This is a genomic window from Streptomyces sp. NBC_00076, from assembly GCF_045041235.1.
GTDB lineage: Bacteria > Actinomycetota > Actinomycetes > Streptomycetales > Streptomycetaceae > Streptomyces.
In genome coordinates this window covers 1,997,784-2,023,419 of sequence record NZ_CP108242.1, presented here as the reverse complement: position 1 = coordinate 2,023,419, position 25,636 = coordinate 1,997,784, and the positions used below count along the sequence as shown (strand labels likewise).

Here is a 25,636-nt window from a genome sequence, read left to right as displayed (position 1 = left end):
CCAATGTCCAGAAAGCGCGCCCGTTTTGGGGTGGGTGTGGTACGGCAGAACCGGAGGACGCGCAACGTGGCGCAGTCCACAGCGGGCCGTCGCGGATCAAGCTGTCGCGGCGGAGCAACGGCCGCGACAATGCCAGTTAATGGCTTTGTCGTCTTTTGGCGACGGGTCGTTCGTGCCGCTGGGCACGCACGCTCGTTCTTCACTGCGGGGCGGACTGTGCGCCGTTCCGGGTGATCCGGCCGTAGAAGCAATAACCGATGGGCGAGGGGTACGCATGACCGACACCGGCCAGGTCCCGGCCGAGGGACTGCCGGAGAGCGCAGGCATGGTGGATCAGCCGGGCGCCTCCGCGCACGGTGCGTACACCTACCTCTCCGAGACCACCGCCGAGGACGAAGACCTGTTGCTGCTGCCCGGCGCCCAGGGCGCATGGGGCAACGAGGTCCCGCCGCCCGCCCCGGAGCCCGTCGTCGAGACCGTCCACGAACCGGGACCGCACGAGATCTCGGGCCGCGACAGCGGCTCCGTCGACCTCAGCGCCGTCCGTATCCCCGACTCGATGCCGGTGCCGCCCGTCGTGCCCACTCCGCCCCGCCGCCCCCTCCACCTCGGCCCGCCCATCCCCGACGCCTCCGCCAGCCCGGTCCGCTCCCTCGCCGACCGCGGCGCCGTCGGCGCACCGGTACGGCAGTCCGGCCCTCTCGCGACCGGCCCCGAGTACCTCGACGTCCCGCAGGTGAGTGAGACGCCCCCGCAGGGTGCGACGCCCTGGGGCGCGCCGACGTCTCCGCAGGACGGGGTACCGGGTGCGGTCCAGACGCCGGTGAGCACCGAGGCCCCGGCTGCCGAAACGGTTGTGCCGGTGGAGGAGTATCCGGTCGAGTCGGTGGTTGCCGCTGGGGCCCCCGAGGCCGCTGGGGCCCCCGAGGTCGCTGAGACCGCCGAGGCCGCGGACGCCGCCCTGGCCGCCGTGGCCCGCCTCGCGACGGTGGCGGTCGCCGCCACGGCTCCGCAGGGGGCGGAGGCGGGGGAGCCGCTGCCGTCCATGGAGAACGGCAACGCGCAGCATTTCCCCGAGGCGGGCCTCGTGACACCGGGCCAGGAGGCAGGGCTCGACCCGCAGGTTCAGCAGGGCGACGAGGTACCGCCGCAGGCCGGTGACGCTTCGTACGCCGACACCGAACCGGGAGCCCAGGTTCAGGACGCCGGGCAGTCGGCGCATGACGCTCCGGTTCCGGACGCCGGGCAGTGGCCGGAAGGCGCCCAGGTCGTGGACGCTGATCAGCTTGCGGGGCCGGCGTCCGTGTCCGACGCCGAGCCGCTTCCCGAGCCGCTTCCCGAGGCGGCGCCTGTCACTGGCGCCGACCAGGTTCCGGCCGCCGGGTCCGTGACGGACGCCGGTGAGGCTTCGGACGGTGTCCCGGACTCGGCGGCGGAGCAGTCGGCCGTGGACGACGGCCAAGCGCCAGGAGCGGAGGCCCGTGTTGACGCCGGAGTCGTTCCGGCAGAGGCCGCTGTGCCGACGGATGCCGAGCAGGGAGGGGTCGGCGCCGGAAGCGACGCCGGCCCGGACGCGGGTGAGTTCGTGGTGGACGCAGCAGGACCGTACGTCGGGCAGCCGCCGGAAGGCGCACCCGCTCCGATCGCCTCGGAGCAGGGAGCTGAGAACCCGCACGCTTCGGTGGTCGAGGGTGCGCCAATTGTCGAAGCCGACGCCGCCGACATCGCGCCGGGCACCGAGGCAGGCGCGCTCGACCCCGGCGCTGTGGAGGCGGGGACTGCCGAGCCCGTCCCCACGGAACCCGCAATCGTCGACCCCGGCACCCCCGGTGAAGGCTCCGCCGTGGACGCGGGGCAACTCCCCGAGGCGCACCCGGCCCCGGACGCGGCGCAGGCGCCGCACACCGAATCCACGCCGGGCATCGCGGATGTTCCGGGCGCCGCATCCTTCCCGGACGCGGTGTCCTACCCCGACGCCGCCCCCGCCCCGGGCGCCGACCCGCTCCCGGACGCGGAACAGATCCCGCCGGTCGCGGCCCCCGTTCCGGTCGCCGACCAGAGCGCCGAGGCCTTCGGTGACGAGTCGGTGGTCCCCGAGGCCGTGCCCTTCCCGGCCGCTCCGGACGTTTCGGCGAACACGCAGTTCGTGGCCGCCACTTCGGCACCGCTTCCGCATGCCGAAGACGCCGCCGCCGTACATCCCGACCCGTCGCGGCAGCAGCCCGCGATGGCCGAACAAGCCGTAGCGGAGCACGGTCCGGTACTCACGCCGAACGCCCACCACGCACAGGGCCCCCAGACCGCCCCGGTCGCAGCCCACGACGCTGAGCCGACGATTGCCGCTTCCCTCACCGAACCGGCCGCCACTCCCGTCCCGGACGCGGAGTACGCCCCGGCCCCGCACGACGAGGCGGCTCCGCTTCCGGAGGCCCTCGCGGCGCACGGCGAGGACACCGGGCCTCAGCCGCTCCAGTCCGCCCCGGAACCTCGACCCGACCAGTCCCTGGGCGAGTTCGTCGCCGTGGAGGGCTCGGCCCCGACCGCCCCCCGCCTCGCGCCGACACCTCCGCACGCCATGACCCTCCCCCCGCGGGAACCGTCGGCGCCGCAACCCGTCGCCGTGGTCCCCGCCCCCCGTGGCGGCGCCCCCGAACTGGCCCAACGCGCGGAGGACCTGGACACCCGGGCCGCCGACCAGGAAGACCAGCAGGACGAGCAGGACCAGCAGAACCAGCAGGATCAGCAGCACGAGGAAGAGAGCACGGCCGCAGTGGAAGACGTACGACGGTCCACCGGCCCGGCCGCGCCCGCCTACGACGACGCCGAGCGCGAGGCGGTGCTCAAGGTCATGCGCGAACGCAGGGACATCCGCAACGGTTTCCGCAGTGATCCCATCCCGCACGAGGTGCTGCTCCGCGTCCTGGAGGCCGCGCACACCGCGCCCTCCGTCGGCCACTCGCAGCCGTGGGACTTCGTCGTCATCCGTTCCGCCGACACCCGGCGCGCGATGCACGAACTGGCCGTACGTCAGCGCGACGCGTACGCCAAGTCCCTCCCCAAGGGCCGGGCGAAGCAGTTCAAGGAACTGAAGATCGAGGCGATCCTCGACACCCCCGTGAACATCGTCGTCACCGCCGACCCGACCCGCGGCGGCCGCCACACCCTCGGCCGGCACACCCAGCCGCAGATGGCCCCGTACTCCGCCGCGCTCGCCGTCGAGAACCTGTGGCTCGCCGCCCGCGCCGAGGGCCTCGGCGTCGGCTGGGTCAGCTTCTTCGACGAGCGCGAGATGGTCCGCGCTCTCGGCCTGCCCGAGCACCTCGAGGTCATCGCCTACCTGTGCGTCGGCTACGTCGACGAGTTCCCGGAGGAACCCGAGCTGATGCAGGCGGGCTGGTCCAAGCGGCGCCCCCTGTCCTGGGTCGTGCACGAGGAGACGTACGGCCGTCGCGCCCTGCCCGGAGAGGAGCCGCACGACCTGCTCGCCGAGACCGTCGCCCAGATCCGCCCGTTGGACGCCAAGGCGCTCGGGGAGGCCTGGGAACGCCAGAAGCGGATGACCAAGCCGGCCGGCGCACTCGGCATGCTGGAGATCATCTCCGCCCAGCTGTCCGGACTTTCCCGCCAGTGCCCGCCGCCGATCCCGGAGCCCGCGGCCGTCGCGATCTTCGCGGGCGACCACGGCGTCCACGCGCAGGGGGTCACCCCCTGGCCGCAGGAGGTGACGGCCCAGATGGTCGCCAACTTCCTCGGCGGGGGAGCGGTCTGCAACGCCTTCGCCGGTCAGGTGGGCGCCGAGGTCTGCGTGGTCGACGTCGGTGTCGCGACCGACCTCCCGGCGACCCCCGGCCTGCTGCCCCGCAAGATCCGCGCGGGCACGTCCGACATGACGACCGGACCCGCGATGACCCGCGAGGAGGCCAGGCAGGCCATCGAGGTGGGCATCGAGACGGCTCGCGACCTGGTGGCGGCCGGCAACAAGGCCCTGCTCACGGGCGAGATGGGCATCGCGAACACCACCGCGTCGGCAGCTCTCATCTCGGTCTTCACGGGCGCCGACCCGGCCGAGGTGACCGGCCGTGGCACCGGCATCAACGACGAGACCCTGGCCCGCAAGACCGAGGTCGTCCGCCGCGCCCTGGACCTCCACCAGCCGGACATGGCCGACCCCGTCGGCGTCCTCGCGGCCGTCGGCGGCTTCGAACACGCGGCGATGGTCGGCCTCCTCCTCGGCGGTGCCTCCCTGCGTACGCCGGTGATCCTGGACGGCGTCAGCGCGGGCGCCGCCGCCCTGGTCGCCCGCGCGATCGCCCCCGAGGTCCTCGCGGCCTGCATCGCGGGCCACCGCAGCGCCGAGCCCGGCCACGTGGCCGCCCTCAACAAGCTGGGCCTGCGCCCCCTCGTCGACCTGGACCTCCGCCTGGGCGAGGGAACCGGCGCGCTGCTGGCCCTGCCGCTGGTGCAGAGCACGGCGCGAGCGATGCACGAGGTGGCCACGTTCGACTCGGCGGGAGTCACCGAGAAGTAGGCCGCGACCGGGGGCGGGTGGTCCGCGCACTCGTCCCCGCGAGCCCCCCACCCCCGCCGTACGCTTAGATCCGCAACTTAAAATCCGCACGTCAGGGCCGCTCCAGAGCCGCAGCGCCCACCTTGCTCGTACGAGGAGCCGCACCTCATGGCCGAACACCCCGCCTACCCCCTGGGCCTTCGCCTCACCGGCCGCCGAGTGGTCGTCCTCGGCGGCGGCCAGGTCGCCCAGCGCCGCCTCCCCGCGCTCATCGCCGCGGGCGCGGACATCATCCTGGTGTCCCCCGGGGCGACTCCCTCGGTCGAGGCGATGGCGGACGCGGGCGAGATCACCTGGGAGCGGCGCCCGTACGCCGACGGCGACCTCGCGAACGCCTGGTACGCCCTCATCGCCACCAGCGACACCGAGGCGAACACCCGCGCCTCTGCCGAGGCGGAGCGTCACCGCGTCTGGTGTGTCCGCTCCGACGACGCCGACGCGGCGACCGCCTGGACCCCGGCCACCGGCACCAGCGAGGGCGTGACGGTCGCCGTCCTCACCTCACACGCCCGTGGCCGCGACCCCCGCCACACCGCCGCCATCCGCGACGCGGTCGTCGAGGGCCTGCGCGACGGCACCCTGGTCGCCCCTCACCACCGCACCCGTACGACCGGCGTCGCCCTCGTCGGCGGCGGCCCCGGCGACCCGGACCTGATCACGGTCCGCGGCCGTCGCCTGCTCGCCGAGGCCGACGTCGTCATCGCCGACCGCCTCGGACCGCGCGACCTCCTCGCCGAACTCCCGCCCCACGTCGAGGTCATCGACGCGGCGAAGATCCCCTACGGCCGATTCATGGCCCAGGAGGCCATCAACAACGCGCTGATCGAGCACGCCAAGCAGGGCAAGTCGGTGGTACGGCTGAAGGGCGGCGACCCGTACGTCTTCGGTCGCGGCATGGAGGAGCTCCAGGCGCTCGCCGAGGCCGGCATCCCGTGCACCGTCGTCCCCGGCATCTCCAGCTCGATCTCGGTCCCGGGCGCGGCCGGCATCCCGGTCACCCACCGCGGGGTCGCCCATGAGTTCACGGTGGTCAGTGGTCATGTCGCCCCCGACGACGAGCGCTCCCTCGTCGACTGGCCGTCACTCGCGAAACTGACCGGCACCCTCGTGATCCTCATGGGCGTGGACAAGATCGGCCGGATCGCCGAGACGCTGGTGGCTCACGGCAAGTCCCCGAACACCCCGGTCGCCCTCGTCCAGGAGGGCACGACGGCCGCGCAACGCCGGGTCGATGCCACGCTCGCGACGGTCGCCGAGGTGGTAAGGGCCGAGGACGTGAAGCCCCCGGCCGTCATCGTCATCGGCGAGGTCGTCACCGTCGGCCCGCCGGCGACCGCATGAAACAGGCCATCAAGTAACCGCGGGTAACCCAACCCGCTCTCAGCCGTTGGCACCGCACCCAGGACAAGGCAGTATCACTCTGTGGCCGAACTCATCACCGTCGAGGATCCCGACGACCCGCGCCTGCGCGACTACACGGGCCTGACCGACGTCGAACTGCGCCGCAAGCGCGAGCCGGCCGAGGGCCTGTTCATCGCCGAGGGCGAGAAGGTCATCCGACGGGCCAAGGGCGCCGGGTACGAGATGCGTTCGATGCTGCTGTCCGCCAAGTGGGTCGACGTCATGCGGGACGTCATCGACGAGCTCCCGGCCCCGGTGTACGCGGTCAGCCCGGAGCTCGCCGAGCAGGTCACCGGCTACCACGTGCACCGGGGCGCGCTGGCCTCGATGCAGCGCAAGCCGCTGCCCACCGCCGCCGACCTCCTCCAGACCGCCCGACGGGTCGTCGTCATGGAGTCGGTCAACGACCACACGAACATCGGCGCGATCTTCCGCTCGGCCGCCGCCCTCGGCATGGACGCGGTCCTGCTCTCCCCGGACTGCGCCGACCCCCTCTACCGCCGCAGCGTCAAGGTCTCCATGGGCGCCGTCTTCTCCGTGCCGTACGCCCGTCTCGACACCTGGCCCAAGAGCCTGGAGTCGGTCCGCGAGGCGGGTTTCACCCTCCTCGCGCTCACCCCGGACGCCAAGGCCAGGACCCTCGATGAGGCCGCCCCGCACAAGATGGACCGGGTGGGCCTGATGCTCGGCGCCGAGGGAGACGGTCTCTCCACCCAGGCGCTGGTGGCCGCCGACGAATGGGTCCGTATCCCGATGGCCCACGGCGTGGACTCCCTCAACGTGGGCGCGGCGGCCGCGGTCGCCTTCTACGCGGTGGCCACCGGCCGCCCCCAGCTGTGAGGGCCCTCAGCCGGCCGTGACGGCGGCCCGGTCGTCCCGCTGGGACGGCCCCTGCTCCGCGGCCGCGTGGTCCGACGGCACCCGCACCTGCCCCTGCCGCTGCTCCCGTACGACATCCCGGTCGTCCCCGAGCCCGCGTGACGGTCCCTGGCAGCCCTGCGCCGCGGCGATACCGAGCGCCACGATCAGCGTGACCACGACGAACACGACCAGTCGCTGCCGCAACAGCCGCGGATTGGCCGGCCGTCGTCCGGTCCCGGTGTTCCTGGTTGCCGGACGTCCCGTGCCGCCGCGCGAGCCCGGGCGGCTTCCGCCGCTGGACCGCGGCGCGTTCCGGGAGGACGGCGTGGGCCGCGCCCCGGACCTGGGCGTCGGGGCGCCGTTGCCGCGCGTACCACCGCCGCCGCCACGTGACGGGGCCGCGCCGCGGGGCGGCGTGCCGCTGCCGCTCCGTGCCGGGCCCGTCCCCCGCGAGCCGGCACCTCCGCGCGGCGGGGGAGTGCCCTGCGTGTCCTGTGTGCCCGCCGGTCCCTGCGGATGTCGTTGAGCCGCCCGCTCCGGGTAGGTGTCGGCGATCCGCCCGGTGGGCCGGTCCGCCTCGGCGGCGCGCGGTGCGGGCGGACGCAGGTCCGCGAGCCCCTGCGCCTCCCGGGCCGCGATCTCCTTCAGCCGCAGCGACAGCTGAAGCGTGCTGGGCCGTTCCTCGGGGTCCTTCGCGAGGCACGCCCGCACCAGCGGAGCCAACGCGTCGGGCACACCGTGCAGTTGTGCCTCCTCGTGCACCACGCGGTACAGCATCACCTCGGAACTGCCGTGCCCGAAGGGCGAGTCGCCCATCGACGCGTACGCCAGGGTCGCCCCGAGCGAGAACACGTCCGTGGCCGGGGTGACCGCGGCGCCGCGCACCTGCTCCGGGGCGAGGAAGCCGGGGGAGCCGACCGCCGTACCGACATGGGTGAGCGTGGAGGCCCCCGTCGCCCAGGCGATGCCGAAGTCGATGATCCGCGGACCCTTGGGGGACAGCAGGATGTTGGACGGCTTGAGATCCCGGTGCACCACCCCGGCCTCGTGCACCGCCACCAGCCCCTCCGACAGGGCGGCCCCGACGGCGGCCACGTCGGCCGCGCCCAGGGATCCCTCGTCGGCGACCTTGTCGTGCAGGGAGGGACCGGGCACGTACTGGGTGGCGAACCACGGTCGATCGGCGTCGAGGTCGGCTGCGACGAGCCGGGCCGTGCACCCGCCGCGAATCCGCCGGGCCGCCGACACCTCACGTGCGAAGCGCGAGCGAAACTCCTGGTCCTCGGCCAGATCGGGCCGGATCACCTTGAGCGCGACCCGCTGCCCCTTGCGGTCCGAGCCGAGATAGACAACGCCCATCCCGCCCGCGCCCAGCCGTCTGTGAAGCCTGAACGAGCCGACGACGCGCGGGTCCTCGCGCCTCAGGCGCATCATCGCCATGTTCATCCCCGCTGCCCGGTCCGTGTGACGTGCCACAGCTTACGTTTCCACGCGCCGCTGCGCGCAGAGGCCGCGCCCTCTCGGGCCGATGGATTGTCGTTGCCCGGTGGGAGACTTGAAGAGCGGTCAGGGGGCGTGGGGGCGGGCCGACTTCGGATCACGCGCGGCGCCAATCACCCGTCACAGAAGGGGGATTGGACCCGTGAAGGATGATCGCGTGGAAATAGTCGTGGACGCCGGGGACACGACACGTACGTGCGACGTGGTGGCGAGCAGGGCGGGTCGCCGGGTGGAGACAGCGCTACGTCGAGGTGTGGCGGAAGTGAGCGAAGTCACCCGGTGGGGGTCCCGCCGGGTACGGGCGTCCGGTCCCTCCAGCCGGTCTCGCGCGAGGACAGCTCGGAAACATGGGGGCACATCGGGCACCCCCTCCGGGAAGACCCCGAGTCCCAGCACGTCGTCTCCACCCAGGGGAGTACTTCGCAGGTCATGGCTCATCCTCCGGGAGGCCCGGCAATCGGTACGAGGGCATGACGCCCGATGGTCGCCGGACGCCTAGATTTGAGGTCAAGCGGCGGGTGCAGCACTCGTCCCCCGAGGTCAGACACCCGCCGCTGCCAACGACAACTGAGACGGTCAGGAGAGGGACCATGGCCCTTACGGCACCGCGGACACTGGTTCGCACGCAGGAGCGCATAGCGCTCCGACCCCGCCGCACCGGTCGTCGCCACCCCTTGGTGGCGACACTCATGGCCCTTCCTCTGGCGGCCCTGCTTCTCCTCGTCTTCGACGGTTGGGAAACAGTGGCTACACAGGCGTCGTCCGTGGGTGTGATGCTGGGGCGCTGAGCGGCGACCCCAGGCCCGGAAGAGCGGTCCGGGCGGGGACATCCATCCATGAAACCCCGTGGGGACGGGGGTGCGGCGGACGGCAAGAAATGCCGGCGCAGCTGGGGAGCTGCGCCGGCATTGCTGTGTCCTGAGCGGGGTGCCTCCGGCGGTGGGGCGGGGATGCCTGCGGCGGCCTGTGGGGGTTCGGTGGGGGTGGCTGTAGCGGGGGTTCGGTGCGGTGACTGTTCTGCGGGTTCGGTGGGGTGCATGCCTGCGGCGCCTGTTCGGGTTCGGTGGGGGTGCGTGTAGCGCCTGGGGTTCGGGGTGGGTTGGGGCCGGGACGGGGGTGTCCGTCCTCGGAACGTCGCGGAATCGGTTTCTTGGCGAGTGGGCGTGTGTTGACGCGACAACCGCTGCGGGCGGACACCCCCGTCCCGTCTCCCCTTCCCGCCGTGCGCGGGTGCGGGCAGCAACGCCCGCGTGTCTGCGGACGGGTGGGCGGCTTGCGCTCCGTGCCGTATGAGGGCTCCGGTCGGCGGTCTCGGCTCTCGCCGATCCGCGCTGGCCAACTCCCCACCGCACGCCGAGAGAGACTCCGCCCCGCGAGGCGGCAGCCGGCGGCGGGGCTTGGGGGCGGAGCCCCCAGGGGCGCTCGCACCAGCGTGGGGTGCTTGAAGGCCGGGCGTAGCCCTGTGTGCACACCGGCCCCACGAAACTTGCGTACGCTCGCGAACGAACCGCACTTCGCCCGCTCCAGGAGCCCCGTGACCAATAGCCGCCTCCTCGCCGAGCTCACGATCCAAGCCAAGGTCAAGGCTCACTCGGCCCCGTCGGTCTGCCCCTGCGGAGCGATACGTACGCTCGCCGACCGCCCCGACGCCACCGTCGTCCGTCACGCCCACACCGTCGCCAAGGCCCACGCCCCGGACACGGCCGCGGCGGACCTGACCCCGCGCCTCACCACCGCCACCCACCTCCGCGGCACCCTCCTTTCTCCGCTCAGCCCGACGCCCGTCGCCCTGCACGGCAGACTCGTCACGTTCTGGCCGTACGGCACCCCCGTGGACCCGGAGAACCCGGACGCAGCCCCCTGGGAAGATGCCGCCACCCTCCTCGCCCGACTCCACCGCACGCCGACGCCGACCCCGCTGCCCCCCATGCGCGGTCCCGCGAAGGCGGCCCTCGCCGTCGCCCGCCTCCGCGCCGCCGGTCCGCACTCCGCGACGGCCTCCGTGCTGCGGGCCTGGTCCACGCTGCCGGCCTGGGCCCGTGCCGAGAGTCCCATGCCGGACACCACGACCCTCTGCCACGGCGACCTCCACCTCGGTCAGCTCGTCCGCCATCCGGTCCCCGACGGGCCGTGGCTGCTCATCGACGTCGACGACCTCGGCCTCGGTGTTGCTGCCTGGGACCTCGCCCGCCCGGCCGCCTGGTTCGCCTGCGGAGTGCTCCCGCCCGACGAGTGGTCCCGCTTCCTCACGGCCTACCGCACGGCGGACGGCCCGGCCGTCCCGGCGGACGGCGACCCGTGGCCCGCGCTGGACGTCCCGGCCCGCGCCCTCACCGTGCAGACGGCCGCCCGCTCGATCGCCAAGGCGGTCGCGGCGGACCGCGCCCTGGACGAGGTGGAGCAGGCCATGGTCGACGCCTGTGACCGCATGGGTTCCGCCCCATCCGACCTGGAGTGAAGTTTCCCGACGTAGGGTGCAACCGACGGGCCGCCGGACGGAGTCTGTCCTGGCGAAACACGAAGCAGGACCAACGGGCGAGGAGTTGAGCCGACCATGCAGTGTCCGAAGTGCCATGCGCCGATGCACACGTACAACCGCAACGGCGTCCAGATCGAGCAGTGCAGTGGCTGTCGCGGCATATTTCTCGACTACGGCGAGCTGGAGTCGCTGACCCGCCTGGAGTCCCAGTGGGGTGGCGGCCCCGCTGTCCCGCCGCCTCCGGCCGCCCCGCAGTACCCGGCAGCGCCCACCGCTCCCGCTTGGGGCGCCCCGCACGGCGGACACCATGGGGGCCACCACGGCGGACACCACGGTGGCCACCACAACCGGGGCTTCGGACACATGCTGTTCTCCAGCTGACGCCGACCGGCACACGAAGAAGCCCCCGGCCGCATGGGCCGGGGGCTTTCGGTGTGTGGACGATACTGGGATTGAACCAGTGACCTCTTCCGTGTCAGGGAAGCGCTCTCCCGCTGAGCTAATCGTCCTCGGGATGACATGTCGCTCACCGAGGGGAGCGGATCATGGGCAGTGCGTGCGCGATACTGGGATTGAACCAGTGACCTCTTCCGTGTCAGGGAAGCGCTCTCCCGCTGAGCTAATCGCGCGGGTCGAAGCCTCACGGCTCCAGAAGCCGGAAGGCCTCAGTGGACGATACTGGGATTGAACCAGTGACCTCTTCCGTGTCAGGGAAGCGCTCTCCCGCTGAGCTAATCGTCCTTGGAGGTGGAGACGGGATTTGAACCCGTGTAGACGGCTTTGCAGGCCGTTGCCTCGCCTCTCGGCCACTCCACCAGGAGTGTAGGGGATCGTGAAGATCTCCTTCTTCCTTCGAGCGGACGACGAGGTTCGAACTCGCGACCTCAACCTTGGCAAGGTTGCGCTCTACCAACTGAGCTACGTCCGCCTGTCGTTTCAGTTCGCTTGCGCGTCCCGAGCGACGTGTTGAACTCTAGCGGATACCCGGGCCAGTACAAAAACGCGTTTGCGCAGCGTGCTGCGCTGCACCTGCTCACAGCGGTGCACGGGGTGCCCGACGGGACACGACCAGGTCACCCCCAGGACTCCCGCCATAGACTCGGCGGCGTGCTGGACCTGCCCCCTCTCGCCCGTTTCGGCGACCGTGTCGCCTCCGGGCTCCTCGACGTCACCAGCGATCCCGCGGCCCTGGACTCCTCCGGTTTCTGGGCCGTGGCCGCGGACTTCGAGGGCCGCCTCAGCTGCGCCCGCTTTCGGGACGTACACCACCAGCCGGTTCCCGCCCCGGTGCCGGGAGCCTGGCGTGGGCCGGCCGCCGAGCAGTGGGCCACCTCTCTCGACCGTGCCGCCTACACGGCCGGGGTGGCGCGCATCCGGGAGCACATCGCCGCCGGCGAGGTCTACCAGGCCAACCTCTGCCGTGTCCTGTCCGCCCCTGTCGCCCCGGACGCCGACGTGGACGCCCTCACCGCCCTGCTGGCGCGCGGCAACCCGGCGCCGTATGCAGGAACGATCCGGCTGCCCCGTCACGGGGTCGAGATCGCCACCGCTTCCCCGGAACTCTTCCTGCGCCGCGACGGCCGAGCTGTGCTCTCCGGGCCGATCAAGGGCACCGGGCGTACCGAGGCGGACCTGTTGGACAAGGACTACGCCGAGAACGTGATGATCGTCGACCTGGTCCGCAACGACCTGGGCCGGGTCTGCGCCACCGGCAGTGTGAGCGTGCCCGACCTGTGTGTCGTGGAGAAGTACCCCGGGCTGGTCCACCTGGTGTCGACGGTGCGCGGCGAGCTGCGTGCCGACGTCGGCTGGCCCGGCCTCTTGGCGGCGTCCTTCCCGCCCGGCTCGGTCACCGGGGCGCCCAAGTCGAGCGCGCTGCGGATCATTGAGACACTGGAGACCACGACTCGCGGCCCCTACTGCGGAGGGGTCGGCTGGGTCGACGCCGACCGGGGTACCGGTGAGCTGGCCGTCGGTATCCGCACCTTCTGGATCGACCGCGCGGACGGAGTGCTGCGCTTCGGCACCGGCGCCGGCATCACCTGGGGTTCCGACCCCGAGGCGGAATGGCGGGAGACCGAACTCAAGGCCTCCCGACTCCTCGCGGTAGCGTCGGGTGAGTACGAGGCCAGTGGAGAGGGACGGACGACGTGAAGATCTGGCTCGACGGAGGACTGCAGGACATCGAGTCCGCCCGTGTCTCCGCACTCGACCACGGACTGACCGTGGGCGACGGCATCTTCGAGACCGTGAAGACGCTCGACGGGAAGCCGTTCGCACTCACCCGCCACCTCGACCGGCTGACCCGCTCCGCACGCGGCCTTGGCCTTCCGGATCCCGACCTCGACGAGGTCCGCCGCGCCTGTGCCGCCGTCCTGGAGGCCAACCCGGTACCGCTCGGCCGGCTGCGCATCACGTACACCGGTGGCCGCGGCCCCCTCGGCTCCGATCGCGGCGAGTACGGCCCGACCCTCCTGGTCGCCCTCGGGGAGTCCGCCCGCCGCCCCGACTCGACGGCCGTGATCACCGTCCCCTGGACCCGCAACGAACGCGGCGCGCTCGCCGGGCTCAAGACGACGTCGTACGCGGAGAACGTCGTCGCCCTGGCCCGGGCTCGCGAGAACGGTGCCTCCGAGGCGCTCTTCGGCAACACCGTCGGACAGCTCTGCGAGGGCACCGGGTCGAACGTGTTCGTCGTCCTCGACGGTGAGATCCACACCCCGCCGCTCGCCTCCGGCTGTCTCGCGGGCATCACCCGAGCCCTGGCGGTCGACTGGACCGGAGCCAAGGAGAGGGACCTGCCGCTGGACGTCCTGGACAGGGCAGACGAGGTCTTTTTGACCTCCACACTGCGGGACGTGCAGGCCGTGCACCGTGTGGACGGGCGCGAACTGCCGGGCGCGCCGGGCCCGGTGACCGCCAAGGCCATGCGGATCTTCGAGGAGCGGGCCGGGCACGACCAGGATCCGTAAGGACCGGGGCGCGGCCAGGAGCCTGGGAAAAATAAGCTGACTCGGGTGTTCGTGGCGGGTAGAACTCCCCTGATGACCACGACTCTGCGGCCGATCGAGCCGCTTCAGCACGAGCCCGACGGGACGCGTTCACGCCGCTTCCAGGTGTGCGTGAACAGCCGTCCCGTCGGCGAAATACACCTCTCCACGTCCTCGTCCTTCGGAGACGCGGTGGCCCGGATCCTGGACCTGCACATCGAGGAGCCGGACCGTCGGCGCGGACGGGGGACGGTGGCGGTGCTCGCGGCCGAGGAGGTGGCGCGCGGCTGGGGCTGCAAGCGGGTCGAGGCGACGGTGCCCGCCGAGGCCGAGGCGGCGCTGAGGGCGGCGACCGCGCTCGGATACGTCGTACGCAACCGGCAGATGGGGAAGGCACTCGGCGCCACCCCGCCGCAGCTGCCGGCCGGGAGCCGGGGCCGGGCGCTGGCCCCGGAGGAGTTCGACGAGTGGCAGGAGCACCACAAGGCCGCGTACGCCGACAGCTGGATCTCCAGCGGAGTGCCCGAGGCCCAGGCGTGGGCCAAGGCACACAAGGACTACGCCACGCTCCTGCCCGACGGTGCGATCACCGAAGGCATGATCCTGACCGTCCTGGAGCACGAGGGGGTCCGGGTCGGCACGCTGTGGGTGGGCCCCCGCGAGGACCGGGCCTTCGTCTACGACATCGAGACCGACGTGGAGCACCGGGGCCGGGGCCACGGCCGGACCCTGATGCTGCTGGCCGAGGCGCAGTCCGCCGCTGCCGGATGGACCGGCATCCATCTGAATGTCTTCGCGGGCAACACCCCGGCCGAGCGGCTCTACGAGTCACTCGGCTACGAGACGCTCACCTACCACCTGAGCAAGGACCTCCTCTGAGGCTCAGGCGCCTTCGGCGAGCAGCCGGTCCGCGATCTCCTCGATGCGCTCGCGCAACCCTTCCTGACTCTTGCCGCCGTCGAGGCGCTCGCCGCCGATGACATAGGTGGGAGTGCCGGTGACGCCGATCGCCTTGCCCTCGGCCTGGTCGGCGTCCACGATCAGGATGTGCCGTCCGTCGATCAGCGCGGTGTCGAACTCCTCCGCGTCCAGGCCGAGTTCGCGTGCGACCTCGACCAGGAAGGGTTCGCCCTGACGGTCCAGTTCCTCGACCCGGCCGAGCAACGCTTCTACGTACGGCCGGCCCTGCCCCTGCTCGGCGGCCTCCTCGGCGGCCTGGGCGGCGGCGAAGGCGTGCTTGTTCTTCTCCAGCGGGAAGTGCCGCAGCCGCAGTTCCAGCCGGTCGCCGTAGCGGGCGCGCAGGGCCTTGAGGTCCTCCAGGGCGCTGCGGCAGTCCGGGCACTGGAGGTCGCACCAGACGTCGAGAACGGGGGCGGCGGAGCCGGCGGGGGACGAGTCGCTCATGGCCACAGTCTCCCAGCCCGGTTCCCGGCGACCCAATCGGACCTCGGTGTCACCCGGGTCGTACGGACCCGGTCCACCGCCGGCGGTCGTTCCGACCCGGTTCACCACCCGCGGTCGAACGGCTCCGACCGGCACCTGCGGAGGAGCCGATCCCGGAGATGTCCCTGATGTCCGGCCGGAGCATGGCCGGGCGGGGTGCGGCGGGTGCAGGATGGAAGGGACGGAAGCGGGCCCTGCCCGACCGAAGCCTGCTTGGAGGACCGGATGATTGCCGAGACCGTCTGTTCCGCCGTCTCCGCGGCCGGCCTGGGCATCGCGGCCGTCACGGCGTACCGCAAGCGTTTTCTCGCGGCCACCCGCATCGCGGCGTACTCCCTGGTTCCCATCGGTCTGGTGATGACCGGTGTCGTCGAGTGGCTGGCGGACACCGCGTTCAGTCCGACGGCCTGGGCGGGCTTCGGCGTGCTCGGTGTGTCGTGGCTGCTGTTCGCGACCACGCGCGCGGTGGAGCGCCGCCGGGGCGGCACCCGCAAGGAGCGCAGGACGGCGGCAAAGGAGGCGGCCGGGCGCGAGCCGGTGGCCCCGACGGCCTCGGCGCCCTCCCTGGGGCAGGCCACCCGTCCGGCGGCCCGGCCCGCGAACCAGCCGCGCAGGGAGTCGGCGTCGGAGGATTTCAGCGACATCGAGGCCATCCTGAAGAAGCACGGCATATGAACCCCGCGCCCGGCGGCATATGACGTGCGCACGCGCGCTGAAACGTCACAGAGAGGTCGCGCCCGTCCGGAAGTGATCACGACCCGAACCGGACATCACGGAATACGGCGAACTCCCGCTCATTACGAGCGTGTTGATCGCACTCTGCCTGTCGGCTGCGTCATAGTCGCCGCGAGATGCTGGACACGACACAGAGCGATGCCGCGCCGCCGCAGGACGAGCCGCGCGGATGCCTCTTCGCCCTTTCCCAGCCACCGCTGATGATCTTTCTTGCGGTGATCGGGTGTCTGCTGCTCATGGCTGCGCTGCACGACCTGCTGCTGCTCTGAGCCGTACCCGCGGTTCCCGGCGTCACCCGTCGGGAACCGCGTCGACACCGTCGTGTCGTCTCGTGTCGTCGTGCCCCGCAGGGGTGTCAGCCCGCAGCTTCCTTGCGGCGCGCCCGGTATGCGGCCACGTGCAGCCGGTTACCGCAGGTCCGGCTGTCGCAGTAGCGCCGCGAGCGGTTCCGGGAGAGGTCCACGAAGGCCCGCCTGCAGTCGGGTGCCTCGCAGCGACGCAGGCGCTCCTGCTCGCCGGCCACCACGAAGTACGCCAGCGCCATCCCGCAGTCCGCCGCCAGGTGGTCGGCGACGGAGGCGCCGGGCGCGAAGTAGTGCACATGCCAGTCGTAGCCGTCGTGGTCCGTGAGCCGCGGGGTGGTGCCCGCCCCTGCGACCAGCTCATTGATCAGGCCGGCGGCGGCCCGGACGTCCGGAGCGGCGAAGACCGACGCGAACCGGCCGCGGATCCTGCGCACCGCGGAGAGGTCGAACTCGGAGAGCACCCCGACATCACTGATCTCGTGGTTCTCCACGAATTCCGCCAGGGCGGCGACATCAAGCAGGCCGTCCGGTGTCGTGTCGTCCTCCGGCGCGGTGTTGACCAGATCCACCACGGCGTCGAGGGCGCACCGGGTGTCGTGGGTGATCAGCACGTTTCGCTCCCTGGCCTGGAGGTCGGGCGCACGCCCGCCGATGCTGGCCGATAGTAATGGCTCACACGGAGAGTGACCATCTTCCCTTTGCGGCGCCGACCGATCGCCGACGTCGGCGGGCTGCCGATGGCGACGGAGTGTCCGGTGCCGACGGACTGTCGGTGCCGACTACGTGCCCGGCGCTTACGGAGTGCTACCGGCGCCTGGGGCCCAGGCCTCAGGGGATCGGGACGCACGCACACCGGCGCCACCCCGCGAGGATCCGCGGTGACGGCGCCGGTGTGTGCCCTATGCGGTTGTTTTGGGCCCGAGCCGTCTCCCCGAGTGGACGGCGCCGGGCGGCTCTGTGCGGCCTCGCCGCTAGCTTTCCGCAAGGATGTGCGAGAGCTCCTGATCGAGATCGAAGTGCCGGTGTTCCGTGCCGGGCGGCACGGCGGCGTCAGTGCGCTTCAGGAAGGACTCCAGGGCCCGCGCAGGGGCCTCCAGCAGGGCTTCGCCCTCCGGAGAGCTCAGGGCGATGCAGACGACGCCCTGGCCATGACTGCGCGACGGCCAGACGCGGACGTCGCCCGTTCCGGTGGGCCGGTGGAGGCCCTCCGCGAGAAGATCGCGGGCGAACACCCACTCGACGGTTTCCTCGGCTCCGGTGTGGAAGGTGGCGTGCACGGCGTAGGGGTCGGCCGTGTCGTACCGCAGGCCTGCGGGGACAGGCAGGGAGGACTCGCTCGACACAACGAGGCGCAGGTGCAGCTCGCAGCTGACCGTGGTGTTCATAAGCGCCAGGGCCTTTCGCTCAGTGTGCGCTCGGGGATTCGCACGTCGGCGAAATCGACATGCCACCTACGGTGCCGTTGTAAACCCCTCTGAGTGTTTTGCGTGCCTTTACGTAACTCTTCCGGCCGAGAGGGTGTTCGCACGGTACGCCCATTCCGGTGACGGGTTTCTGTCCGGTAGGGTTTGGCCGTATGAATACGGGGAGTGACGAGCCGGGCGAGGTTGCCGTGGCGGCGGACGAGACGAAGGCGGACGGGGCGACGGGCGAGCAGGGGCTCGGCTCCAAGGCGCCGGAATTCATCAAGGCACGCCGCGCGCTGCACCTGAGCTGGCAGGTCGGGATCTTCATCATCGGGCTCGCGGTCGTGGTCGTGGGCATCATCATGCTGCCGTTGCCCGGGCCGGGCTGGGTGGTGATCTTCGGCGGCATGGCGATCTGGGCGACCGAGTTCGTCTGGGCCCAGCTGGTGCTTCGCTGGACCAAGCGCAAGGTCACCGAGGCGGCCCAGCGGGCGCTGGATCCCGCGGTGCGCCGACGCAACATCATCCTGACGTCGATCGGGCTGGTGATCATCGGCGCCCTGGTCGGCGTGTACCTGTGGAAGTTCGGCTTCGAGATGCCCTGGAAGATCAAGGACCAGTGATCAGCGAGGGGGGTGCGCGGGCCTGCTCGTACGGGTCACCCGCGCCCCCTGACATGGGGTAATGTTCTTCCTGCGCCCGGGCGATTAGCTCAGTGGGAGAGCGCTTCGTTCACACCGAAGAGGTCACTGGTTCGAACCCAGTATCGCCCACCCGGGTACGACGGCCCGTCTGCGACAGAGCAGACGGGCCGTCGTCGTGTCCGCGCGAGCGTCGGCCGAGGTTCCGAACCCTGATCCGGTCCTGTGGTTCGGATGGGTCCCGTACGCCGGTTCGGTGGCCCGGATGGGTTTTGTACGCCGGGCCGGGTTCAGTGGCCGGCCGGAGTTCCGCATCCCGAGCCGGTCCGGTGGCCCCAGAGAGTTCCGCACTCGAGCGACTCCCGTGGCCAAGGGCGAGTTCCGGCCCATCAACATCCATACGCCGACGGTCAGTTCACGTTCGGCCCGTCGATCGCGCGCGCCTCACCTGCGGCATCGTCCCCCTCCGCTCCGGAGACGGGGCCGACAGGTCGTCAACTCGTCGTACCGGTCCGCGAGAAATTCCTGTCCGAATCATTGACGCACCCCGAGGCCCTCCGTAGCTTGTGCCAGCAAGCGCTTACTTGAAACGATTCATGCAGGCGGCAACGACGCTGCGGGGAGGGCCCGACTGTGGGAACCAGCAGGAGTGTTGAGAGGCGAACGATCCTCAAGGCCGCGGGGGCTACGGCGGCCACGCTGGGCCTGGCCGCGACCACGGGGTGCGGGGGAGACAGCGGGACGTCCGCGGACGGGACGGTGACGATCCGTTACGCGTGGTGGGGTGCCGACGACCGCGCCCAGCGCATCAACAAGACCATCGCGCTCTTCGAGAAGAAGTATCCGAAGATCAAGGTGAAAACGGACTTCCAGCCCTACCTCGACTTCTGGAAGAAGTTCAACACCCAGGCCTCCGGTGGCAATCCGCCGGACGTCTTCCAGAACGCCATTGGATTTCTTCGGAAATACGACGCCAAGAACGTGCTGCTCGATCTCAGCGCGCAGGTCAAGGCGGGCAATCTGTCCATGGACGGCTTCCGGGCCGGCCTCGACAAGTTCGGCGTGGTCGACGGCAGGCTCCTCGGTGTTCCGGTCGGTTCGAACTCCATGTCCCTGGTGATCGACAAGCCCGTCTACACCCGAGCCGGCGTGACGCCGAAGCAGGGCTGGACCTGGGACGAGTTCGACGCGGCGATGAAGAAGATCCGTGACAAGACCGGGCGGGCCGGCGACAGCGGCATGTACGGCGTCATGTACCTCTACGACCTCTACCTGCGTCAGAACGGCAAGGCGTTCTTCACCGAGGACGGGCTCGGCTTCACCGAGGCCGATCTGATGGACTGGTGGACGAAGGCCAAGAAGGGCGTCCAGGAGGGCGTCTACGCCGACGCCAAGAAGGTCGCCCAGGTCAAGCCCAAGTCGGCGGTCTCCGCGGAACTCGCCGCCGGTGAGTTCACCTGGGACAACTTCACCGTCCGCTACACCTCCGAGGGCAAGAGCGAGTACGGTCTGGCGCCGATTCCGACCACGGACGGCAAGAAGACCGGGCAGTACCTCGGTTCCCTCATGCTCAGCGCCTCCAAGAGAACCCAGCACCCCAAGGAAGTCGCCCAGTTCATCGACTTCATGGTGCACGACCCCGAGGTCGCCAAGATCATGGGCTACGACCGCGGTGTGCCCGCGACGCAGGCCCAGTACGACGCCTTCAAGCCGACCGACGAGGTCAACAAGGCGATCGCCGCCTATGAGGAGTCCCTCGTCTCCGCGGGTGTGCTGGAGCCCATCACCCCGCACCCGAACGGCGCCGACATCTGCGAGTCGGCCTTCCTGCGCATCGCCGAGGAACTCGCCCTGGGTACGCGTTCGGTCGCCGACGCCGTCAAGCAGTTCTTCACCGAGTCGAAGACGGCTCTCGTCGTCTGATGGGAACCACCGTGACACACGCCCCTGCGATGGAGGGCCTGTCCAAGGACTCCGAGCCGCGGCACGGTCCGGTGAACTCCCCGCGCCCCGCCGCACTCAAGCGGCGGGGCCGCCGGGAGAACCTGGCCGGCTATCTCTTCATGTCTCCGTGGATCGCCGGGTTCCTGCTGCTGACAGCGGGCCCGATGGTCGCCTCGCTCTACTTCGCGTTCACGGACTACAACCTGTTCGACGCGCCGAAGTGGATCGGGCTCGACAACTTCTCCGAGATGTTCGGCGACCCCCGCTGGCGCCACTCGGTGAGGGTGACGCTCTGGTATGTCGTCGTCGGTACGCCGCTCAAGTTGCTGCTCGCCCTCGGCGTGGCGCTGCTGCTCGCCCAGAAGCGGCGCGGCCAGGCCTTCTACCGGGCCGCCTTCTACGCGCCGTCGCTGATCGGGGCGAGCGTCTCCGTCGCCATAGTCTGGAAGGCGATCTTCTCCGACGACGCGATCGTCGACCGTACGCAGAAGCTCTTCGGTATCGATGTCGGCGGCTGGACCGGCGACCCGGAGATGATCATCTACAGCCTGGTGGCGCTCACCGTCTGGCAGTTCGGCGCCCCCATGGTGATCTTCCTGGCCGGACTCAAGCAGGTCCCGCGTGAGCTGTACGAGGCGGCCGAGGTCGACGGGGCGGGCAAGCTGCGCCGGTTCTGGAACATCACGCTGCCGATGATCTCCCCGGTCCTCTTCTTCAACGTCCTGCTGGAGACGATCCACTCCTTCCAGATCTTCAGCTCGGCGTACATCGTCGGCGGCGGCGCCGGAGGCAACGCCTGCGGTCCCGCGGACGGTTCGATGGTCTACACCTGCTACCTCTACGTCCAGGGCTTCGAGAACAGCCGGATGGGTCTGGCCTCCGCCATGGCCTGGATGCTGCTCGTCGCGGTCGCCCTGGTGACGGCGGTGCTGTTCTGGTCCCAGAAGCGCTGGGTGCACTACGAGGAGGGCGCCCGATGAGCTCCCCCAATCTCTCGACTTCGCTCGACCCGGGGGCACCCCGATCGGCCACCGACAGCGCGCCGGCCCCGTCCCGCAAGGCGGGCGGCGCCCTGAGGCGCAAGCTGCCCGGTTCCCTCGCCTGGCACATCGGCGCCCTCGCGATCCTGGCCGTGATCCTCTACCCGGTGCTGTGGGTCATCGGCGGCTCCTTCAAGAAGAGCGAGGACATCGTCGGCAGCCTGGACCTCTTCCCGGGCAACCCGATCACCTCCAACTACACGAGCCTCACCGACGGCATCGCGGACATCTCGATCTCCACCTTCTTCTTCAACTCGATCTTCCTCGCGCTCGGTTCGGTGATCGGGATCCTGGCGTCCTGCTCGCTGACGGCCTACGCCTTCGCGAAGATCAGGTTCGCGGGCCGGAATCTGCTGTTCACGATGATGATCGGCACGCTGCTGCTGCCGTACCACGTGTTGCTGATCCCGCAGTACGTGCTGTTCCGCAACATGGGACTGATCAACACGTACACCCCGCTCCTGCTCGGGAAGTACCTCGCCACGGAGGCGTTCTTCGTCTTCCTGATGATGCAGTTCATGCGCAACCTGCCCAAGGAGCTCGACGAGGCGGCCCGCCTCGACGGCTGCGGGCACCTCCGCATCTACTGGTCGATCGTGCTCCCGCTGTGCCGGCCGGCCCTGATCACCAGCGCGATCTTCACCTTCATCAACTCCTGGAACGACTTCATGGGCCCGCTGATCTACCTCAACGAGCCCGACAAGTACACGGTCTCCCTGGGCCTGAAGATGTTCGTGGACCAGGAAGGCGTGGCGAACTACGGCGGGATGATCGCGATGTCGCTGGTCGCCCTGCTGCCGGTGCTCGCCTTCTTCCTCGCCTTCCAGCGCTATCTGATCGACGGCATGGCGACGTCCGGGCTGAAGGGCTGAGCAGGCATGGCCGAGGCACAGGTCAAGGCAAAGGCCCCGCGCGGGGAGTCCGTCCTCGCCGAGCGGTTCGCCGTGTTCGCCGAGTGTCTGCTCACCGGAGTGTGGATCGCGGTGGCCTCCCTGGGGGTGGTCACCTATCCGGCCGCCTTCGCCGCCGGGGCACGGCATCTGCGCCGCCGTACCGCCCATGAGGTGGGCGGGTGGCGGGAGTTCGTCGCCGACTTCCGGGCCGCGGTGCGCGGCGGATGGGTCGTCGGGCTGGCCGGCTGGGCTGCTCTCGCCGCGGTCTGGGTGGACGTGCAGGCCGCCCGGGCCGGGATTCCCGGCGGGCCGCTGGTCGGAGCCGTCGGTGTGTTCGCGCTGATCGGTCTGGTCGTGGCCGGGCTGCGGGCGTCGGCGGTGTGGACACCGGGTGCCGCCTGGCGGGTCCTGCTCGGGGCGGCGGGCCGCCGTACGGTGCTCGACCCCGCCGGGTCCTTCCTGCTCGTGGGCGGGCTCGCGGTCGTGGTGGTGTCCGCCTGGTTCGCGGCGCCGCTGGCGGTCCCGGTCCTCGGGGCCGTCGCCGCGGCGGCCGTCGCCGTCGAGGAGCGCTGTCGGCGCCGCTGACGGGCGGTGCCCTCTCACCAGGGCGGCGCTCCGGCGCCGCACCTCTCTGTCATGCCCCTGACCCACCCTGCTTCCCCCGCACGGAAAGGAATGGCTGCATCTCTATGTCTCCCATCCCCCGCAGGTCCCTTCTCAAGGCGGCCGCCGTCGCCGGCGCCGCCGCACAGTTCAGCTGGGCGCTAGGAGCGAAGGACGCGCAGGCCGCGCCGAGAGCCGCCGACGCCGATGACGCCCCCGTGACCCTCGACTGGCTGGAGGACGGCGGTCTTGGCGCCGCGCCCGGCTCCACCGTCGGTGTCCCCTGGCCGAAGGGCGTCTACCAGGAGGACCAGAAGTTCGCGGTGACGGACGGGGACGGCAAGGGCGTCCCCGTGCAGTCCTGGCCGACCGCCTACTGGCCGGACGGATCCCTCAAGTGGACGGCCCACGCGGTCAGTTCGGGCTCCGGGAAGCTCACGCTCGCCGCCGGCGACCCGGCCGCCCCGAGCAAGAAGGTCACCGTCGACAAGAGCGGCGGCACCATCACCGTCTCCACGGGGGTCATCACCGCGAAGATCGGCAAGTCCGGCGCCACGCTGATCAAGTCGGTCACCCGTGGCTCGACGGAGATCGCCAAGAACGGCCGGCTCGTGCTGATCCGGCAGCCCGAGATCGAGGACGAGGACCAGGGCTCGGTGAAGACCGAGCGCTTCGAGGGAGCCATCTCCGCGGTCACCGTCGAACAGGAGGGCCCGGTCCGCGCGGTCGTCAAGATCGACGGCAAGCACCGCAAGGGCGGCCGGAGTTGGCTGCCGTTCTCGATCCGCCTCTACTTCTACGCGGGCGCCGACTCCTTCCGCATGGTGCACACCATCACCTTCGACGGCACGCAGGAGCCGGGCAAGGCGAGCGGTGACTTCATCCGTGGCCTCGGCGTCCGCTTCACCGTGCCGATGCGCGACCAGTCGTACGACCGCCACGTCCGCATCGGCGGCGACGGCACCGGCCTGCTGCGCGAGGCCGTCAAGGGCATCACCGGACTGCGCCGCGACCCCGGCGCCGCCGTCCAGGCGGCCCAGTACGCGGGCGAGAAACTGCCCGACCCCGCCACCTGGGACCAACGGGTCACCACGCGGCTCCAGTACATCCCCGAGTGGGGCGACTACACCCTCTCCCAGCTCGCCGCCGACGGCTTCACCCTGCGCAAGCGCACCAAGCAGGGGCACGGCTGGATCGGTGCCGGCGGCGGCAAGCGTGCCTCCGGCTTCGGGTACGTCGGCGGTGCGAGCGGCGGATTCTCGTTCGGGCTGCGGGACTTCTGGGAGAAGTTCCCCGCGCAGCTCGACATCCGTGACGCCCAGACCGACGAGGCCGAGGTCACCCTCTGGCTCTGGTCGCCCGAGGCGCAGCCCATGGACCTGCGCTTCTACCACGACGGCATGGGCCAGGACACGTTCGCCGAGCAGCTCGAAGGCCTCAACATCACCTACGAGGACTACGAGCCCGAGTTCGGCACGCCCTACGGCATCGCCCGCACCTCCGAACTCCTCTTCTGGGCCAACGAGTCCACGCCGAGCGCCGAGAAACTCGCCGAACAGGTCGAGGCCGTACGGGTGCTGCCCCAGCTGGCCGCCCCGCCCAAGCAGCTCATCAAGGCCGGCGTCTTCGGTCCGGGCCTGTACTCCGAGCCGGACCGCTCGACACCCGCCAAGGCGAAGATCGAGGACCACCTCGACTTCCTCTTCACGTACTACAAGGACCAGGTGCAGCAACGCCGTTGGTACGGCTTCTGGGACTACGGCGACATCATGCACACCTACGACACGGTCCGGCACCAGTGGCGGTACGACATCGGCGGCTACGCCTGGGACAACTCGGAGCTGTCGCCCGACCTGTGGCTCTGGTTCGCGTACATCCGGTCCGGGCGGGCGGACATCTTCCGGTTCGCCGAGGCGATGACCCGGCACACCGGTGAGGTCGACGTGTACCACCTGGGCAAGTGGGCCGGTCTCGGCACCCGGCACGGTGTGCAGCACTTCGCGGACAGCGCCAAGCAGCAGCGGATCGCCAACACCACCTACCGGCGCTACTACTACTTCCTCACCGCCGACGAGCGGGTCGGCGACCTCATGCACGCCAACGTCGACTCCGACGAGACGTTCCTGGTCCTCGACCCGCTGCGCAAGGTCCGCACCGACCCCTACACCCCCGACCGGCACGCCTTGTCGGTCGGTTTCGGGACGGACTGGAGCGGCCTGGTGTCGGCCTGGCTGACGGAGTGGGAACGCAAGGGTCCCAAGTGGGAGAAGGCCAAGGCGCGCGTACTGTCGACGATGGAGGGCATCGCCGCCCAGCCCAACGGCTTCGTGCAGGGCAGTGGCCTGTACGACCTGGACACGGGCAAGTTCGCGGTCGCCTCGGCACCCGTCGTGAGCGTCTCGCACCTGTCCGCCGTCTTCGGCCTCAACGAACTGTGCGCCGAACTCATCGACCTCGTCGACATGCCCAAGTTCAACGAGGCGTACTTCGACTACTGCCGCTTCTTCAACGCCACCAAGGCGGAACAGGCCGCACGCTACGGCACCAACTTCGGCTCCCTGCTGCTGTTCCAGGGCCACTCGCGCCTGGACGCGTACGCCGCCGTGAAGACCGGTGACGCGAAGCTCGCCAAGCGGGCGTGGGAGAAGTTCTACGACTCCGACGGCTACCTGGAGTCGGACCCCTGGAAGACGGAGAAGCTGAGCGGCCCGACCACGCTGGTGCCGGGCAGCGAAGCCCCGTGGGTGTCCACGAACACCACCGCGATCTACGGCCTCGCCGCCATCGAGAACCTGGCACTGCTGGGCGACAAGATGCCTTAGCCAGGG

Annotated in this window: 21 protein-coding genes, 6 tRNA genes and 1 pseudogene; 19 read left to right on the top strand and 9 right to left on the bottom strand. The window is 70.7% G+C overall.

The features are described 5' to 3' along the window. Positions 1 to 274: 274 nt before the first annotated feature. The 3 genes from cobT to OHA64_RS09285 all read left to right on the top strand — a co-directional run bounded on the left by cobT (position 275) and on the right by OHA64_RS09285 (position 6,808). Positions 275 to 4,528, top strand: coding sequence for a nicotinate-nucleotide--dimethylbenzimidazole phosphoribosyltransferase (gene cobT / locus OHA64_RS09295; protein ID WP_405610667.1), 4,254 nt, complete (start codon positions 275 to 277; stop codon positions 4,526 to 4,528). A 147-nt stretch (positions 4,529 to 4,675) separates the two neighbouring features. Then, complete coding sequence (cobA, locus tag OHA64_RS09290) at positions 4,676 to 5,908, top strand: uroporphyrinogen-III C-methyltransferase (protein WP_405610664.1); 1,233 nt, start codon at positions 4,676 to 4,678, stop codon at positions 5,906 to 5,908. 81 nt (positions 5,909 to 5,989) lie between these two features. Further along, positions 5,990 to 6,808, top strand: coding sequence for a TrmH family RNA methyltransferase (locus OHA64_RS09285; protein ID WP_405610661.1), 819 nt, complete (start codon positions 5,990 to 5,992; stop codon positions 6,806 to 6,808). A 6-nt stretch (positions 6,809 to 6,814) separates the two neighbouring features. On the opposite strand, the gene OHA64_RS09280 is transcribed toward OHA64_RS09285, so the two are convergent. Further along, entirely contained in the window at positions 6,815 to 8,275 is a 1,461-nt protein-coding gene (locus OHA64_RS09280; protein WP_405623914.1) for a serine/threonine-protein kinase, read from the bottom strand. 196 nt (positions 8,276 to 8,471) lie between these two features. Between OHA64_RS09280 and OHA64_RS09275 the strand changes: the two are divergent. From OHA64_RS09275 to OHA64_RS09260, 4 genes and pseudogenes are all read left to right on the top strand, one after another. Continuing rightward, a pseudogene (locus OHA64_RS09275) lies at positions 8,472 to 8,719 on the top strand (hypothetical protein); the annotation flags it as partial. A 200-nt stretch (positions 8,720 to 8,919) separates the two neighbouring features. Next, the gene (locus tag OHA64_RS09270; protein WP_030670594.1) at positions 8,920 to 9,117 is read left to right on the top strand and encodes a hypothetical protein; all 198 of its coding nucleotides are present in this window, start codon (positions 8,920 to 8,922) and stop codon (positions 9,115 to 9,117) included. A 746-nt stretch (positions 9,118 to 9,863) separates the two neighbouring features. After that, the gene (locus OHA64_RS09265) at positions 9,864 to 10,787 is read left to right on the top strand and encodes a phosphotransferase family protein (protein ID WP_405610657.1); all 924 of its coding nucleotides are present in this window, start codon (positions 9,864 to 9,866) and stop codon (positions 10,785 to 10,787) included. Positions 10,788 to 10,883: 96 nt separating this feature from the next. Then, positions 10,884 to 11,189, top strand: a complete 306-nt coding sequence (locus OHA64_RS09260) for a zf-TFIIB domain-containing protein (protein ID WP_405610654.1) — start codon at positions 10,884 to 10,886, stop codon at positions 11,187 to 11,189. Between the two features lie 56 nt (positions 11,190 to 11,245). Here OHA64_RS09260 and OHA64_RS09255 read toward each other — a convergent pair. The 5 genes from OHA64_RS09255 to OHA64_RS09235 form a co-directional block, all read right to left on the bottom strand. Continuing rightward, positions 11,246 to 11,317, bottom strand: a tRNA-Val gene (locus OHA64_RS09255). 48 nt (positions 11,318 to 11,365) lie between these two features. Further along, a tRNA-Val gene (locus OHA64_RS09250) sits at positions 11,366 to 11,437 on the bottom strand. Positions 11,438 to 11,477: 40 nt separating this feature from the next. After that, positions 11,478 to 11,549: transfer RNA gene (locus OHA64_RS09245), tRNA-Val, on the bottom strand. A gap of 1 nt (position 11,550) precedes the next feature. Continuing rightward, positions 11,551 to 11,624: transfer RNA gene (locus tag OHA64_RS09240), tRNA-Cys, on the bottom strand. A 39-nt stretch (positions 11,625 to 11,663) separates the two neighbouring features. Then, positions 11,664 to 11,736 (bottom strand) — tRNA-Gly (locus OHA64_RS09235). A gap of 179 nt (positions 11,737 to 11,915) precedes the next feature. Between OHA64_RS09235 and OHA64_RS09230 the strand changes: the two genes are divergently transcribed. The 3 genes from OHA64_RS09230 to OHA64_RS09220 all read left to right on the top strand — a co-directional run bounded on the left by OHA64_RS09230 (position 11,916) and on the right by OHA64_RS09220 (position 14,677). After that, positions 11,916 to 12,962: a chorismate-binding protein gene (locus tag OHA64_RS09230; RefSeq protein ID WP_405610651.1), complete on the top strand. Its 1,047-nt coding sequence runs from the start codon at positions 11,916 to 11,918 to the stop codon at positions 12,960 to 12,962. Continuing rightward, complete coding sequence (locus OHA64_RS09225; protein ID WP_405610648.1) at positions 12,959 to 13,780, top strand: aminotransferase class IV; 822 nt, start codon at positions 12,959 to 12,961, stop codon at positions 13,778 to 13,780. Before OHA64_RS09230 ends, OHA64_RS09225 begins: the two co-directional genes overlap by 4 nt. 72 nt (positions 13,781 to 13,852) lie before the next feature. Beyond that, the gene (locus tag OHA64_RS09220) at positions 13,853 to 14,677 is read left to right on the top strand and encodes a GNAT family N-acetyltransferase (protein ID WP_405610645.1); all 825 of its coding nucleotides are present in this window, start codon (positions 13,853 to 13,855) and stop codon (positions 14,675 to 14,677) included. A gap of 3 nt (positions 14,678 to 14,680) precedes the next feature. Here the strand turns inward: OHA64_RS09220 and OHA64_RS09215 are convergent, their stop codons facing one another. Further along, entirely contained in the window at positions 14,681 to 15,202 is a 522-nt protein-coding gene (locus tag OHA64_RS09215) for a DsbA family protein (protein ID WP_405610642.1), read from the bottom strand. Positions 15,203 to 15,466: 264 nt separating this feature from the next. On the opposite strand from OHA64_RS09215, the gene OHA64_RS09210 reads away from it, so the two are divergent. Both OHA64_RS09210 and OHA64_RS09205 read left to right on the top strand, forming a co-directional pair. After that, positions 15,467 to 15,916 (top strand): hypothetical protein, encoded by a 450-nt coding sequence (locus OHA64_RS09210; RefSeq protein ID WP_405610639.1) that lies wholly within the window; start codon positions 15,467 to 15,469, stop codon positions 15,914 to 15,916. 176 nt (positions 15,917 to 16,092) lie between these two features. Further along, on the top strand, positions 16,093 to 16,245 hold the full coding sequence (locus OHA64_RS09205) for a hypothetical protein (protein WP_020138043.1): 153 nt from the start codon (positions 16,093 to 16,095) through the stop codon (positions 16,243 to 16,245). 86 nt (positions 16,246 to 16,331) lie between these two features. Here the strand turns inward: OHA64_RS09205 and OHA64_RS09200 are convergent, their stop codons facing one another. Beyond that, a complete protein-coding gene (locus OHA64_RS09200; RefSeq protein WP_405610636.1) occupies positions 16,332 to 16,892 on the bottom strand; it encodes a CGNR zinc finger domain-containing protein in 561 nt (186 codons plus the stop codon). 360 nt (positions 16,893 to 17,252) lie between these two features. Further along, positions 17,253 to 17,666 (bottom strand): SsgA family sporulation/cell division regulator, encoded by a 414-nt coding sequence (locus OHA64_RS09195; protein ID WP_004002642.1) that lies wholly within the window; start codon positions 17,664 to 17,666, stop codon positions 17,253 to 17,255. A 191-nt stretch (positions 17,667 to 17,857) separates the two neighbouring features. On the opposite strand from OHA64_RS09195, the gene OHA64_RS09190 reads away from it, so the two are divergent. The 7 genes from OHA64_RS09190 (at position 17,858) to OHA64_RS09160 (ending at position 25,630) form a co-directional block, all read left to right on the top strand. Beyond that, positions 17,858 to 18,310 (top strand): TIGR02611 family protein, encoded by a 453-nt coding sequence (locus OHA64_RS09190; protein ID WP_405610633.1) that lies wholly within the window; start codon positions 17,858 to 17,860, stop codon positions 18,308 to 18,310. Between the two features lie 78 nt (positions 18,311 to 18,388). After that, positions 18,389 to 18,460: transfer RNA gene (locus tag OHA64_RS09185), tRNA-Val, on the top strand. Between the two features lie 501 nt (positions 18,461 to 18,961). Further along, entirely contained in the window at positions 18,962 to 20,251 is a 1,290-nt protein-coding gene (locus OHA64_RS09180) for an ABC transporter substrate-binding protein (protein ID WP_405610630.1), read from the top strand. After that, entirely contained in the window at positions 20,251 to 21,252 is a 1,002-nt protein-coding gene (locus tag OHA64_RS09175; protein ID WP_405610627.1) for a carbohydrate ABC transporter permease, read from the top strand. The genes OHA64_RS09180 and OHA64_RS09175 overlap by 1 nt, the downstream gene beginning before the upstream one ends. Next, positions 21,249 to 22,184, top strand: a complete 936-nt coding sequence (locus OHA64_RS09170; protein WP_405610624.1) for a carbohydrate ABC transporter permease — start codon at positions 21,249 to 21,251, stop codon at positions 22,182 to 22,184. Before OHA64_RS09175 ends, OHA64_RS09170 begins: the two co-directional genes overlap by 4 nt. A gap of 6 nt (positions 22,185 to 22,190) precedes the next feature. Further along, on the top strand, positions 22,191 to 22,790 hold the full coding sequence (locus OHA64_RS09165) for a hypothetical protein (protein ID WP_405610621.1): 600 nt from the start codon (positions 22,191 to 22,193) through the stop codon (positions 22,788 to 22,790). Between the two features lie 104 nt (positions 22,791 to 22,894). Continuing rightward, positions 22,895 to 25,630: a Tat pathway signal sequence domain protein gene (locus OHA64_RS09160; protein ID WP_405610618.1), complete on the top strand. Its 2,736-nt coding sequence runs from the start codon at positions 22,895 to 22,897 to the stop codon at positions 25,628 to 25,630. The last annotated feature ends 6 nt before the right edge of the window (positions 25,631 to 25,636 follow it).